Origin of the sequence: Pseudoalteromonas sp. CnMc7-15, from assembly GCF_022347925.1 — a bacterium.
In the GTDB taxonomy this organism is placed as follows: domain Bacteria; phylum Pseudomonadota; class Gammaproteobacteria; order Enterobacterales; family Alteromonadaceae; genus Pseudoalteromonas; species Pseudoalteromonas ruthenica.
Genome location: NZ_JAKRFT010000008.1, coordinates 34,227 through 48,793, shown reverse-complemented (window position 1 = coordinate 48,793; position 14,567 = coordinate 34,227). Strand labels below are relative to the sequence as shown.

Sequence of the window (14,567 nt, the reverse complement as noted above, 5' to 3'; positions counted from 1 at the left end):
AATAAAGCATGAACCTAGGAACACATATTAAGCAACTGGCATTGGCCTGTGCGATTCCCCTTGCTTTGAGTGGCTGCGCAAGCTCAGCACACAAGACCAATACCAATAATCAGTTCACCACATTGGCTGAGCAGGTTGTCAGTTATCGAGAAAGCGTCAACCCGTATAAGCAAGAGGTTGACGGGTATTTGCTCCCCAATTTATCGCCTGAATTCTTAGAGCAGCAATACCAAGATAAAACAGCATTATTGAATAAGCTTAAAGCTATCGATAAAAGCACGCTCAGTGAAGAGAATCAGATCAATCTGCAAATATTGACTGCGCAGGTGCAAAACAGTGTCGATGAGTATGTGTTCAATGCGCACTATATGCCCCTTACCTCCGAATATGGTTTTCACTCATCCTTGTCATTTATGGTGCAGCGTGGAGATTACAGTTCTGCTCAAGGGTTTGAAACCTACTTAGCGCGCCTGCGCCAAGTGCCTCGGTTCTTTGAGCAAAACATCTATTGGATGAAAAAAGGGCTCGAAACAGGGTTAACGCAACCTAAAGCCGTGCTTGCCGGCTATGAGGAGTCGATAAGCGCGTACTTGGTCGATGATGTCACCGAGTCTGCGTTTTATGCTCCTTTCAAGCGTAACACTGCAGGGGTGAGTGATGAGGCCTTTGCTGAGCTGCAAGCGCAAGCTAAGCGCGTTATCGGTGCACAGGTATTGCCAGCATACCAAGGCTATTACGATTTCTTTACGCAAACCTATCAGCCAGGTGCACGTGAATCGATAGGGATTTCTGAAGTGCCAAATGGCAAAGCGTATTATGCTAATCGAGCGCGTCATTACACCACCACGCAGATGACTGCGAAAGAAATTCATGAGCTCGGTCTGCAAGAAGTGGCTCGTATTCGCGGCGAAATGCAGGCGATTATTGATGATTTAGGATTCGAAGGCAGTTTTGCTGAGTTTATTGAATTTTTACGTACCGACCCACAATTTTACGCTAAAACACCGGAAGAGCTATTGAAAGAAGCCTCATTCATCGCCAAAAAGATGGATGCGCAGCTGCCTAGACTATTCAAGCAGTTACCACGCAAACCTTACGGTGTCGCTCCGGTGCCAGCGAGTATTGCGCCAAAATACACCACAGGTCGTTATGTGGGGGCAAGCAAAGATGATGAGCCTGGTTACTACTGGGTTAATACCTATGCACTGGATAAACGGCCATTATATGTTTTAGAAGCTTTGACCCTACACGAAGCCGTACCGGGTCACCATCTACAAATTGCCCTCAATGCTGAGCTTGATTACCTACCTAGCTATCGACGCGACGCCTATTTATCGGCCTTTGGCGAAGGTTGGGGGCTGTACAGTGAGTATTTAGGCTTAGAAGCGGGCTTCTATCAAGATCCCTACAGTAATTTTGGTCGTCTTACTTATGAAATGTGGCGTGCAGCGCGTTTAGTGGTCGATACAGGCATGCACATGTTCGGTTGGAGCCGTGATAAAGCGCTGAACTTTATGCGTGATAATACCGCGCTGTCGCTGCATAATGTGAAAACCGAGACTGATCGCTATATCTCATGGCCGGCCCAGGCGCTGTCATACAAAATTGGTGAGCTCACCATTAAGCGCTTGCGCGCTAAAGCGGAAAACGCTTTAGGCCATGATTTTGACGTGCGCGAGTTCCACTATCAGGTCTTGCGCCATGGCTCAATTCCTCTTAATGTACTGGAACAACAAATAGATAACTATATCGACGAGGCACTTGCTAACAACCAAAACGGTGCCAAAGCGAAGTAAGGGAAGGGCGCAACTGCGCCCATAAGTATACTAATAAGGCGAGCTATGCCGATTATTTTAAAGCGTGTGCTACTGACGATACGCAATCATATTGACCAACTTAGTTGGCAGGTTGTGGTGTTTGTCACCTTGGCACATATGGCACTCACTTGGGTGCTATTGTCAATTGCTGGGGAGCATGCGCTTACCTCTGCGAATGCCTTTTTTTATTATTATGTCGTGACTACCTCAACGGTGGGTTACGGCGACTTTAGTCCGACTACAGAGATGGGCCGCTTATTGGTGGCTTTGGTTCAGATCCCCTTCGGTTTGGCCTTGTTCGGCATGTTGCTGGGTAAAGCAGGGCAGTCCATCACACATTTAATAAGGCGCGCTATGACAGGTGAAAAAGACGTGACTCATTTTGCTAATCACATCATTATTTTTGGTTGGCACCCAGTGCGTACCAGAAAAATGGTGCGCTATATTCTTGCTGATGAAAAACGGGTAAAGCGTGAAATTGTACTCGCGGTAACCGATGATATGGAGCACCCGTTTTTCTCTGAGCCCGATGTCAGCTTTGTTAAGCTCAGTAGTTACACCGATGAAGAGCAACTTAAACGCGTAGGCATTGCCACAGCAGATAAAATAATTGTTGAGGGAGCCGATGATAACCAAAGCTTCACTACGGCGCTAAAGATTAGCAAGCTGGTAAAGGAAAGTGCCCATATTTGTGCTTATTTTGATGATGAAAGCAAGGCACAGATGCTAGGTGAACATTGTGCAAATGTGGAGTGCAGCTCTAACCGCACAGCGGAAGTCTTAGTGCGCTCTATGGAGGACCCAGGGGCGAGTCGGGTGCAACAGGAAATTATGTCTAGCCTGCATGGGGATACCCATTTTTCTATGATGATCCCCAACGATGTCGGCCAGTTTACCTACAACGATATTTTTACGGTATTCAAACACCAATACGACGCCACTATTTTAGGGATTGCTCATAATCGCAGCGCCTTAGATATGGATTTAAATCCGCCGTTGGATTATGCCATCCAAGGTGGCGATATCATTCACTACATTGCCCCTGAACGGGTGTTGGCATCCGAGGTTAAATGGCCTTAACTATTGCTTGTACTCATAGCAGTTCTCGCTGTTGTACAAGTAAATAGCTGCCAATATTGGACTGCGGGCCCGGCCCCATGGGCTCGCGGTTGACGCTCTTTCCCCTAATGCGCTGAGCTGTATCGCTTGCTGTGAGAAGGGATGTATTTTCATCGCGGTGATAAAGCTCACTGCAACTCGCACTTTCGCTAAATAAAATGACGTCTACGGAGAAGGATATTAGCCCTGCACCCCATGCTTTGTTAGCTGAGTGGGCCGACATGGCTGATGTGCGTGCTTACTATTGGCTTTTGCGCTACACGTTTATATGAGCGATAGCGGCAATCAAGCGTTATTTATTTTCAATATACGTGAACCTTTGTAAGCCATAGCGCGTCTTGCTAATAAACACCTGGAAAAGCTATGAAACAATCTTATACGGCATTGCTGGTCTTAGCGGCGCAGGGCGGTGATAAGCAGGCGTTTAACGAATTATGCGAGCTTCACTATCAAGCGAGTTATCGTTTTGCTTATAAGCTGTGCCAATCTCCCCAAGATGCTGGTGATATTACTCAGGAAGTATGGAGTAAGGTAGCCAAAGATATACGTTCGTTGCTGGAGCCCGGAGCATTTAAAGCTTGGTTATTTCGTGCTATTTACCGGCGCTTTATTGATGTAATACGGCGTCAGTACAAAGAGCAGGGTATAGCCGAAGCACCGTTAGTGGCGGCGCAACCTATAAGTTTGGAGCAAAGCCTAGATATGTTGAGTCTGATAGCCAGACTGCCCTGGGGGGAGCGTCATACAGTGTATTTGTTTTACCTTGAAGAGCTAGCCATTAGCGACATTGCAGTGGTGTTGGATATTCCTCAAGGCACAGTGAAGTCACGCTTGCACAAGGCCAGAAAAAGATTAAGCCAATGGGCACAGCAATAGGAGAGAGCGTTATGAGTGTTGAGCAACAAATTAAAGCGAGTTTACACAGTGAGCAAGCGCAGTTAGATCAGATTTTATCTCGTGAACAGGGCTTATTTAATCGCCTTGGGCACATCTATAGTGGCTCTATGCGCCGCTGGGTTTGGCTTTCGACGCTGCTTGCACTACTCGCGACGGCGGCTTTTATTTATGCTGGTTACCGATTCTACATGGCCACCGTTATCAACGAGCAGGTATTTTGGGGAGTGTGGTTTATCGCTGGGCTGTTGGTGCAAATAGCCATCAAATTGTGGCTATTTATGGAAATGAACCGCACTTCAATATTACGTGAAATAAAGCGCAGCGAGTTAAACTTGCAGAGCGCGGGCGCGGCGTCGCCACAATCAAACTAATCACTGTGCATGCGTCGGCAGGGCATGTGTGAACGGTTCAGGTAATACAGGCCGACTGGGCGTCGGCCTGTGAGTGCGGTTAGTCTAGTGCTTTAAAGCGAATGGCGGTGCCGCCGCTTGGTGCCAAGCGCAGGGTTAAGCTATCTTGGCTGCTCACGTTTTCGGTGTGAATGTCCATGCTGTAGGGGTTGTTTACCCACTCAGCATCTTCACCATCGGCATATATCTGCGCTTCAAAACGCTTCCCTGGCTCAAGGAAGTCAAGTTTAATAGTGATGTCTCGAGCTTGCTCATCGGTGATAGCACCGAGGTACCAATCCTTGCCAGAGTGGTTATCGCGTTGACGCTCTTTACGAGCAAAAACCACATATTCACCCATTTCGCCAGCAATGGCTTGGCTCTTTTCCCAGTCGGTCGGTACATCTTGGATAAATTGAAATGCTGCTGGTTTGGCGAGATAGTTCCGTGGCAAATCGGCGGCCATTTGAATCGGGCTGTATAACACCACATACAGTGCTAACTGCTTTGCCAGCGTTGTTTGCGGACGATTAGTGTCAGCCCCTAAGCCGTTGAAGCCCATATCGAAAATGCCCGGTGTAAAATCCATAGGTCCGGCGAGCATACGCGTATAAGCCAGCATCGGCGTGTGCGCGGGGGGGTTGGGCGGCGTTCCCCAGGCGTTAAACTCTTGGCCTCGGGCTCCTTCGCGAGTAATCCAGTTTGGGTAGGTACGGCGCAAGCCGGTTGCTTTAATTGGCTCATGGGTATTGATACTGAGCTGATACTCTGCGGCAAGTTTAATATTGTGGAGATATTCATTGACCATAAATTGGCCGTCATGCCACTCATAGCGAGCAATGCCTTGTTCATCAAGGCGCTTAATATTGCCACCATCGGCAACATAACCGGTTTTGATCTGGCTAACACCATGGCGCTGATAGAGGGCGAAGGCGGCGTCCATTTGCTGACGATAGTTACTAACATTGCCTGAGGTTTCATGGTGACCAATCAATTTTACGCCACGCTTTTCGCCGTATTTGGCAATGGCCTCAATGTCAAAATCATCGTAGCTCTCGGTAAAGCTAAATAAGTCACCGTTATAGAACCAATCACCATCCCAGCCTTGGTTCCAGCCCTCAACCAACACTCCATCAAAGCCATACTCACTGGCGAAGTCCATATATTTGCGGGTGTTTTCGGTGGTGGCTCCGTGCTTGTCGCCACTGCCCCAGGTGTTTTCATTGATGTGCATGCCCCACCAAATACCGACATATTTACCGGGTTTAACCCAAGACACATCACCGAGTTTATTGGGCTCATTGAGGTTTAAAATCAGGTGTGAGTTGAGTAATCCAGTGGCTTTATCAGCAATTTGGATGGTCCGCCAAGGAGTGGTGAAACCATTTTTTGTTTTCACTGCGATGCCATCGGACCAAGGAGTTAAATCGGCCTTGAACGTGCCTGGTCGGCGTTGGTTCAAAGTCATGCCCGCGTAGTCGACCAGTGCTGCCTCGTGAATACTGAGGTGAATACCGTTTTGCATTTTTACAGTGAAGGGGGTGTGTACATGGGCGGCTTCAGCAGTGTTAGTGCGGTTGTAAACGTATTCATAGCGATTCCAGCCTCGAGCTGGGATCCACAGCGCTTCATTGTCTTGGCCAGCAAGGGCAAATTCGGTGAGCTCATCGGTAATACGGTAATCTGGGCGCTCTTTACCGGTAAGCTCATAGCGAAATCCAAGGCCGTCATTAAACACTTTTACGCGTACGGTATAAGACTGCTCAGCTGCTTCTGGGTCGCTAAAAGTAACCGCCAACTCATTATGGTTATCGCGAATTAAACGTTGCTCACCCCAGGGTTGCTGCCAGGTGATGTCGGCACTGTGGCGTTCGCTGTGGCTAATAGTTAAGTCATCACTTAGCGGGGCGGCATGGGCAAAATAAAAACCCAGTTTAGATGAGTTTATCACCGCTTTGCCAGCGTAACTCACATGATAATGTGGCGCCCCTTCGTCGCTTAATGTAAGCGTGATTTTGCCATCGGGAGAGCTAACATCGACTGTTTTTGCCAACGCCAAAGGTGAGGCCAGTAGTAAGGGAAGTAATAATCGCATCAACCTATCCTGCTTGTTATACCCGAGGCTAAAGCGATGGCTGTCACGTGTGCTGGCAAACGCAGGCCTACAGGTACTTGTATTGGAAGCATTAAGAGTAAGGGGGTTAGCGATGAAATACACGACTCTGCATACGTATTCACATATTACATAGTGAGAGTCAGGGCGAATAGTCGCCCATCTGATTAGCCTTGCTGATTGAAGGCCTTGGTCATAAAAGGTGGCTCCGCGAGCGCACCTTGGTGTACGCCCGGCGTGTAATATAAGGTGTTGAGGGCGTCAGGGTCACAGGCTCTAAAGCCGTCAAAACCCAGGCCTTTGCGTGCTAAGGTGACTGACCACAGCCCCGATGGGTAAATCGGCTGTGGAAAAGGCAAGGTTTGCAACGCGCCGAAACCAACCTGCTTGATGGCCGCTCGCATTTCCAGCAGCAATGGCATATGCATAAGTGGGCTTTCACTTTGTTGCACCAGCACACCGCCTGGACGTAATGCTGCAAGGCAACTTTGATAAAAAGCATGATTAAACAAGCCTTCGCCGGGGCCTACAGGGTCAGTGCCATCGACAATAATGACATCAATCGACTCGGCTTGCGCATCGCGCATGTATTTGATGCCATCATCAAAGAGCAAGGTGGCACGGGGGTCATCATTGGCACTGCACAACTCAGGGAAATATTTCAGCGACATCTCAGTGACAACTTGGTCAATGTCGATTTGCGTGACAGTTTCAACACTGTCATGTTTTAGCACTTCGCGCAGGGTTCCGCAGTCACCACCGCCGATAATCACCACGTTTTTTGGGTTCGGGTGGCTAAATAGCGCTGGGTGGGCGATCATTTCATGATAAAAGAAGTTTTCTCGGCTACTGACCATAGTGCAGCCGTCGATCACCATCAGGTTACCAAAATCGGTGGTTTCATACATTGCCACGTGTTGAAACGGAGACTGTTGCTGTTCAAGCAACTTATTAATACGCAGTGAGAACGCGCTACCGTCACGGTCGCTTACCTCGGTAAACCAGTGGTTTTTATCTAAACTTGTCATGTGCTCAATAATCGCCAGTAAAGTGGAGGGACAATTTTGCCAGTGAGCGTCATAATGCTCAATGAAATTTTAGCCCAATCCGTACGATTTTCTATTCGCTAGGAACACTTTAAGGTATTACACTAGCGGCAAATTCACAGGTCAATATTGAGAGTGCTTTATGCAATGGGGTTACCAGGCTGCTCAGGCCGTATATAACGTAAGTCACTGGAGCGACGGTTACTTTGAGATTAATCCGCAGGGCGAGCTCGTGGCGTACCCGGATGGCGATCATAGTCGCCCAGGTTTGCCTTTAAATAAGCTGGTGGAAAGCTTTAAAGACCAAGGTCTGACGTTACCGGTATTAGTGCGCTTCACCGATATTCTGCAGCACCGAGCCTCACGGCTTATTGGTGCCTTTGCTAAGGCGAATGAGGCGAAGCAGTATCAAGGCGGCTATACCTGTGTTTACCCAATTAAAGTGAATCAACAGCGCTCGGTGGTGCATAAGTTATTGGCCCATGATAGCAACCAAGTCGGTTTAGAGGCGGGCTCTAAGCCAGAGTTAATGGCGATATTGGGACTGGCACAAAAAAATATCACCATAGTGTGTAATGGCTATAAAGATAGTGAGTTTTTGCGTCTCGCATTAATTGGTCAAGCCATGGGCCACAAGGTTAATATTGTTATCGAAAAGCTCTCTGAATTGGATGCCTTACTCAAAGAAATGGCGGCCATGAACCTTGAAGCAGCAATAGGTATACGTATTCGCCTCAACTCTGTGGGTAAGGGCAAGTGGCAAAATACCGGCGGCGAAAAAGGCAAGTTTGGCCTGACAGCCTCGCAGGTACTGCAAGCTGTCGAACTGCTACGTCAACAAAGCAAGTTACATTTGCTGGAACTCGTGCATTTTCATATTGGCTCACAGGTTGCCAATATTCGCGACATTCAACGCGCGCTCAAAGAGTGTGCACGCCACTACGCGCAACTATCGCAAATGGGCGTGCCGCTAAAAACCGTTGATGTCGGTGGTGGTCTAGGTGTGGACTACGAAGGTTCGGGGTCGCGCAGCAGCTGCTCTATGAACTACACCGTGGAAGAATACGCGCGCAATGTGGTGGCCGCATTTAGTGAGGTAAGCGACAGCCATGATTTAGCACATCCACATATCATTACCGAGTCAGGACGAGCACTGACGGCTCATCATGCCGTGCTGATTACCGATGTGGTGGACGTTGAGCGCATCCCAAATAACGATGTAGCCATCGACCAGTACCAAAATTTGCCTTCTGTAGTGATAGAAATGCAGCACACCTGTGAAGCGGTGAGCAGTCGTATGGCCTTGGAGAGCTATCACGATGCCATGCACTTATTTAGTGAGGCTCATAGCCAGTATGTTCATGGCATGCTGGGCATTATGCAGTGGTCGTTAGTGGAGCAGCTTTACTTCCGCACCTTACATAAAGTACGTGATTGCTTACGGGATTCGGTGCGTGCCCATCGCGAGGTATTGGATGACCTTAACGAAAAGCTCGCTGATAAGCTATTTGTGAATTTCTCGCTGTTTCAATCACTGCCTGACGTGTGGGGTATTGGCCAATTATTCCCGGTACTACCCATAGAAAACTTAGATAAGCCATTGGAGCAGCGTGTGATTATCCAAGACATCACTTGTGATTCCGATGGTCAAATTCGCGATTATGTTGACGGGGCGGGGATTGAAACGAGCCTGCCGATACCGCGTTATGAATTCGGCCAACAGTATCATGTCGCTATGTTTATGGTGGGTGCGTATCAAGAGATTCTTGGCGATCTCCATAACCTTTTCGGTGATACCGACTCGGTGCATGTGCACAGTGATAATGGCGAGTTTAAATTAAGTCATAAACTCAAGGGCGACAGTGTTCAGGACGTATTAAAATTTGTGCATTACGATAGCGATGACTTAGCAGCAGTCTATCACCAGCGTATCAACGCGCTTGATATCGATAGTGACATCAAAAAGGCGTATATTGAACAGCTACAACAAGGTCTGAGCGGATACACCTATTTCGAAGATTAACTTTGTTGTTAGTAACACCAACAGATCGGTTTTCTGTTGTCGATAAAAAGCGCTATTATTAGCGCTTGTTTTTTATACCTATATAGGAAAGTCGTTTTGCGCGCTGTAGTAGCTGTAGTTAGGCAAGTTTTAAGTGTTAGTTTGTACACGATTAACACTCTGTTTTGGTTTTTCCCCATTGTGCTTTGCGGGTTACTGAAATTATTGCCAATCAAGCCTTGGCAAAAGTTAATGAGTGCGGCGGCAAAAGCCATGGCAGGGTTATGGGTGGGTGGTAACTCATTGAATCAAAAATTGCTCACTCCCTATAAGATGACAGTGAGTGGCCTTGATAAGCTACGCAAAAAAGATTGGTATCTCGTGATTGCCAACCATCAAAGTTGGGTCGATATTTTGGTGATGCAGCGTATCTTTCGGGGCCGCATACCATTTTTGAATTTCTTTTTGAAAAAAGAGCTACTGTACGTGCCTTTTTTAGGCCTAGCTTGGTGGGCATTAGATTTTCCTTTTATGAAACGCACCAGCAAGTCGCAATTAAAGAAAAACCCTAAACTGCGTGGTAAAGACATCGAAACCACACGCAAAGCCTGTGAAAAGTTTAAAGAAATGCCGGTGTCTATTGTCAACTTCGTAGAGGGAACGCGCTATACCGAGGACAAGCATCAGCGCCAACGCAGTCCGTTTAAGCATTTACTGAAGCCTAAAGCGGGTGGTGTCGCGTTTGTGCTGCAAGCGATGGGAGAGCAGATCAGTAAGATAGTGAATGTGACCATTCATTACCCCGGCGGCATCCCCACATTTTTGGACTTGGCTGCAGGCAAAGTGAAAGAGGTTGCTGTGCATGTTGAGGTACTCCCGCTTGATAAAAAGTTGGTGGGTGACTACAGCAATGACAATGAATTTCGGGTATCTTTTCAGCAGCACCTTAATGATATGTGGCATGACAAAGACCGTGTATTTGACGATTTAGCAAAGCATAACAGGAGTTAACTATGCTCAAGCGATTTCTACCCAATTGGTTAGCAGGGATTTTAGCTGGCTGTGTGTTGCTAGTGAATACACTGGTGTGGGGAGTAATCGTATTCCTCTTAGGCTTAGTGAAGTTAGTGTTGCCTCTGCATGTAGTAACCGTATTATTACATAGCGCCTACAATGGCTGGCGTGGTGGTAATCGTTTAGGGTTAAAGATCGGCTGTGAGAACTTTGATGTGTCGTTCAACGGTGAAGTGCAAAAAGGCGCTTGGTATTTACTGATATCTAATCACCTTAGCTGGCTTGATATCGTTGTACTTAGTGCGGTGAATGAGCTACCCGCACCGAAGTTCTTCCTCAAAGATGAGTTAAAATATGTGCCACTGATTGGCAGCGGTGCATGGGCTATGGGTATGCCCTTTATGAAGCGTGCGAGCAAAGAGCAAATAGCCAAGAACCCAAAGCTCAAAGGTATGGACGTAGAGCGAACCAAACGCAGTTGCCATAACTTTAAACAGTATCCATCGTGTATCGTTAATTTTGTCGAGGGTTCACGTTTCACTGCGAGTAAACATCAACGCCAAGAGAGTCCATTTCGCCATTTGCTAAAGCCCAAGGCTGGCGGTATCGCCTTTGCACTGCAAGTGCTAGGGGAGCAATTTGACGGTCTCTTAGATGCAACGTTGCACTACCAATCACAGGGCAGCCATATCTGTCGCGATTTTTTAACTGGCCGACTTACTCATATTGAACTCTCAGTAGAGGTGCGAGAAATTGCGCCACAACTAGTGGGGGATTATCAGCAAGACAAAGCCTTTCGCGTTGAGTTTCAAAAACACCTCAATGTTATGTGGCATCAGAAAGATGCGTTGATTGCTCACAATCATGCGCCTGTCACTGAGGTGTGTCCTGATGTTGCGAACTCAACAGGTGAACTATGAATGAGAGCCAGTTACAAACCCTAGTCGAGCCTTGGTTTGAGGGCATGGAGCAAGCCAGTTTATTCAGTGCGATTACCGCCACAGGTTTGGGGATGCTGGCGATTCTGTTGCTGTATTTTTTCCTGCGCAGCTTGATGTTGCCAGGTGTACAGTCGCTGGCCGCCAAGTTATCACCAGAGCGCATTACTATGCTGGCGCCGTTGCTACAAAAGCTGAATCGTCGCGTCGCCGGTATTATTTGCTGTGTGGTGTTTTTAGCCTTTTTCCAGAACGTTTTTCCAAGCACCGAGCTGGTGGGTGGCGTTGTACGGACCTTAGCGCAGATAGCGCTTATTGTTTATGGCGGCTTTATCGTCAGTAGTGTCGTCAGTGTTGGTGGTGCTATCTATAATCAGTTTGAGTTTGCCCGAGAAGTCCCGATTCAAGGTCTTATCCAGCTGGTAAAGCTGGTGACTTTTATAATCTGTGCCATCTTAATCTTCTCATTACTGCTGGAGAAGTCTCCCACCTACATTATCTCTGGCTTTGGTGCTATCGCAGCGGTCACTATGTTGGTGTTTAAAGACACGATTTTGGGCTTCGTTGCCAGTATTCAAATTGCCGCTAATCGCTTGGTTACCTACGGAGATTGGATTCAGGTTGATAACTACGGCGCTGACGGTGAAGTTATCGATCTTGGCCTGAACACCGTTAAAGTGCGCAATTGGGATAACACTATCACCACCATTCCAACTTATATGCTGGTGGCCGGCTCATTTAAGAATTGGCGCGGTATGCAAGAGTCTGGTGGTCGCCGGATAAAGCGCTCGCTGAATATCGATATGAACAGTATTCGCCTCGCCGACGAGGCATTGCAGCAACGTATCAGCGACAGCATTAATATTGATGATTATGTCAAAGCCAGTAACTTGCCGGAGCAGGTCACTAACCTAGGGTTATTTCGCCGCTATGCCGAAGGCTACTTGAAGCAGCATGAGCGCATCAACAATGAACTGACCTTAATGGTGCGCGAGATGCAGCCACTAAACCACGGCCTGCCTATTGAATTTTACTGCTTTAGTGCCGATAAACGCTGGATCTCTTATGAGCACTTGCAGGCTGAGATTATGGATCATTTGCTCGCGATGCTGCCTGTGTTCGAATTACGCCCATATCAGAGTATTACTGGGCAAATGAGTAGCCCAAACTAACCGGCGGTTAGGGCAACTTTGCCAGCAGTAGCCCTAGCGCTGCAAAACTGGCGATTACCATAAGTATTGGCGGTTTATACTGGCGCAACACCCACAGCCCGATAATGGCAAAAAGACCATACCACCATTGGCTTATGCCTGCGGGGATGATCGGGTTGTATAAAGCGGCAGCAATAAAGCCCACCACTGCAGCATTAATGGCTTTGCTTACCCCAGCAACGAGTGGGTTGCTCAATAACGACTGCCAGTGGCGATGAAAGCCGATAACCAACAAAAAACCAGGCGTAAAAATGGCTAAGGTGGCTAAGGTAGCACCTAGCAAAGGCGCATGCGGTGTCATGATAGCACCAAGGTACGTAGCAAAGGTAAACATCGGCCCAGGAATAGCCTGAGCGGCTGCATAGCCGGATAAAAATGCATCGCTGTCAACATCCGTTAGAATAGTGTCTAACAGCGGTAACACCACATGGCCGCCGCCAAATACCAAAGATCCCGCTTGATAAAACTGCCCAGCCAGTTGCCAATAGCCAGAAGCCGCGCTAAAGGTAAGTAAAAACAGCACTGAAAAGAGCAGTAAAGCCGGCCAGTTAAGTCGTGTAGGCGACTCGGACTCGGCGCACTCCATCGGTTTTAATAACCAAGCACCGGTTACGCCAGCTACGGCTAAAATGGCCAGTTGAGTGTAAAGGGAAGGAACAAAAATAAGTGCCAAGGCACTGAGCAATGCTAACGCTTTTGTTTGCCAGTTAGGGCAAAAGCTTTTAGTCATCGTTATCAGTGCATCAGTAACAATGACGACTGCGAAAAGTTTTAGGCCAATGATCAACCCAGACAGCCCCCAGCCTAATTGCTGCGCGCCAACAGCCAATAACACCATAATCAACATAGAGGGCAAGGTGAAGCCAACAAAAGCAACGATGCCACCAAGCACGCCCGCATGGTGTAAGCCAATTGCGAAGCCTACCTGCGAACTGCCGGGACCTGGTAATAGCTGGCTGAGCGAGATCAAGTGCCCGTACTGCTGCTGTGATAACCATTGCTTGTTTTCAACGAAGTGGCGTTGAAAGTAACCTAAATGTGCTGCTGGGCCACCAAAGCTAGTGCAGCCGAGGAGGAAAAACTGGTAAAATAACGATAAAAGTTTCATCGCTAAACTATACTTCGATTAGTTGTCATTAATATGACAGTACAGGCACAGCGGTGTTAGTTGCAAGGGGCACAGGTGGTAGTAAGAACACGCGTCTTTTTTTTGCTGATAGTTACGTTGGTATATTCGCTTTGTGCCAGTGCTCGCACGGTTGTTAGTGTGGCCGTCGATCATGCGCCGCCGTATAGCAATACCGAATCGAGCGCACCTAAAGGGCTGATTATTGATATCCTGCGCCCTATAGCACAAGAGCTAAACTTCGATATCAACGTAATTGCATGCCCGTTTTCTCGCTGTGTTTACTTACTCACTCATAATGAAGTCGATATAATGGGCGGGCTAATACGTACCCCTGCTCGTGAACAACAACTGCAGTTTGTTACGCCAGCTTACATGGCATTGCACTCATCATTTAGCTTTTATTCACTAAAGACACCCAGCTTTAACATCGAGCACTACAACGATTTGTATGGGAAACGTATTGCGGTGATGCGCGGAGCGGCGCACTTTGCGCGCTTTGACAATGATGAAAAGCTGATAAAAGTACCAGTGACGTCAGAGCAAATCGCTTTAGATATGTTACTTAAAGACCGCGTAGACCTGTTTATTGGCGTTGAAGCGACGGCAGAACATGCCATGGGCGTACTGCAACGTCCGGCACATCAACTTATGAAGCACCCATATAGGTACCAAGACGCCATTTATGGTCATATGGCGTTTGCATCGCGTTTTGCTGGCAGCACACTGGCTGAGAAAATTAATCAGCAGTACCAGAAAATGCTTAACAGTGGCGAGTTAAGTGCGTTGGTCAAACCTTATGCGCTACCTCCAGTGATGCCTCAAAACGGAATTAATTAGCACGGTTTTAACCTCTAGTTCATTAATCTTTGCTAGTATCACCCGCATACCCAAC

At 47.6% G+C, this 14,567-nt stretch carries 12 protein-coding genes; 9 read left to right on the top strand and 3 right to left on the bottom strand.

Annotated elements, in window-relative coordinates; all coding sequences use genetic code 11:
- The first annotated feature begins 8 nt into the window (after nt 1-8).
- The 4 genes from MHM95_RS17605 to MHM95_RS17590 all read left to right on the top strand — a co-directional run bounded on the left by MHM95_RS17605 (nt 9) and on the right by MHM95_RS17590 (nt 4,204).
- On the top strand, nt 9-1,796 hold the full coding sequence (locus tag MHM95_RS17605; RefSeq protein WP_239385909.1) for a DUF885 domain-containing protein: 1,788 nt from the start codon (nt 9-11) through the stop codon (nt 1,794-1,796).
- Nucleotides 1,797-1,841: 45 nt separating this feature from the next.
- A complete protein-coding gene (locus tag MHM95_RS17600; protein WP_239385908.1) occupies nt 1,842-2,897 on the top strand; it encodes a potassium channel family protein in 1,056 nt (351 codons plus the stop codon).
- Nucleotides 2,898-3,299: 402 nt separating this feature from the next.
- Nucleotides 3,300-3,812: an RNA polymerase sigma factor gene (locus tag MHM95_RS17595; protein WP_138547901.1), complete on the top strand. Its 513-nt coding sequence runs from the start codon at nt 3,300-3,302 to the stop codon at nt 3,810-3,812.
- Nucleotides 3,813-3,823: 11 nt separating this feature from the next.
- A complete protein-coding gene (locus MHM95_RS17590; protein ID WP_239385907.1) occupies nt 3,824-4,204 on the top strand; it encodes a DUF6768 family protein in 381 nt (126 codons plus the stop codon).
- 79 nt (nt 4,205-4,283) lie between these two features.
- On the opposite strand, the gene MHM95_RS17585 is transcribed toward MHM95_RS17590, so the two are convergent.
- Both MHM95_RS17585 and speE read right to left on the bottom strand, forming a co-directional pair.
- Nucleotides 4,284-6,317, bottom strand: coding sequence for a glycoside hydrolase family 97 protein (locus tag MHM95_RS17585; RefSeq protein ID WP_239385906.1), 2,034 nt, complete (start codon nt 6,315-6,317; stop codon nt 4,284-4,286).
- 185 nt (nt 6,318-6,502) lie between these two features.
- Nucleotides 6,503-7,363 carry a polyamine aminopropyltransferase gene (gene speE, locus MHM95_RS17580; protein WP_022943916.1) on the bottom strand — a complete coding sequence of 287 codons (861 nt, stop codon included), beginning with the start codon at nt 7,361-7,363 and terminating at the stop codon, nt 6,503-6,505.
- Nucleotides 7,364-7,523: 160 nt separating this feature from the next.
- On the opposite strand from speE, the gene speA reads away from it, so the two are divergent.
- The 4 genes from speA to MHM95_RS17560 all read left to right on the top strand — a co-directional run bounded on the left by speA (nt 7,524) and on the right by MHM95_RS17560 (nt 12,507).
- A complete protein-coding gene (gene speA, locus MHM95_RS17575; RefSeq protein ID WP_239385905.1) occupies nt 7,524-9,404 on the top strand; it encodes a biosynthetic arginine decarboxylase in 1,881 nt (626 codons plus the stop codon).
- Between the two features lie 96 nt (nt 9,405-9,500).
- Nucleotides 9,501-10,394, top strand: coding sequence for an acyltransferase (locus MHM95_RS17570; RefSeq protein ID WP_045980274.1), 894 nt, complete (start codon nt 9,501-9,503; stop codon nt 10,392-10,394).
- A gap of 2 nt (nt 10,395-10,396) precedes the next feature.
- Nucleotides 10,397-11,317 (top strand): acyltransferase, encoded by a 921-nt coding sequence (locus tag MHM95_RS17565; RefSeq protein WP_022943919.1) that lies wholly within the window; start codon nt 10,397-10,399, stop codon nt 11,315-11,317.
- Entirely contained in the window at nt 11,314-12,507 is a 1,194-nt protein-coding gene (locus MHM95_RS17560) for a mechanosensitive ion channel domain-containing protein (protein WP_045980275.1), read from the top strand. The genes MHM95_RS17565 and MHM95_RS17560 overlap by 4 nt, the downstream gene beginning before the upstream one ends.
- Before the next feature lie 7 nt (nt 12,508-12,514).
- Here the strand turns inward: MHM95_RS17560 and chrA are convergent, their stop codons facing one another.
- Nucleotides 12,515-13,654 (bottom strand): chromate efflux transporter, encoded by a 1,140-nt coding sequence (gene chrA, locus MHM95_RS17555; protein ID WP_022943921.1) that lies wholly within the window; start codon nt 13,652-13,654, stop codon nt 12,515-12,517.
- 75 nt (nt 13,655-13,729) lie between these two features.
- On the opposite strand from chrA, the gene MHM95_RS17550 reads away from it, so the two are divergent.
- On the top strand, nt 13,730-14,512 hold the full coding sequence (locus MHM95_RS17550) for a transporter substrate-binding domain-containing protein (RefSeq protein ID WP_239385904.1): 783 nt from the start codon (nt 13,730-13,732) through the stop codon (nt 14,510-14,512).
- Nucleotides 14,513-14,567 lie beyond the last annotated feature (55 nt).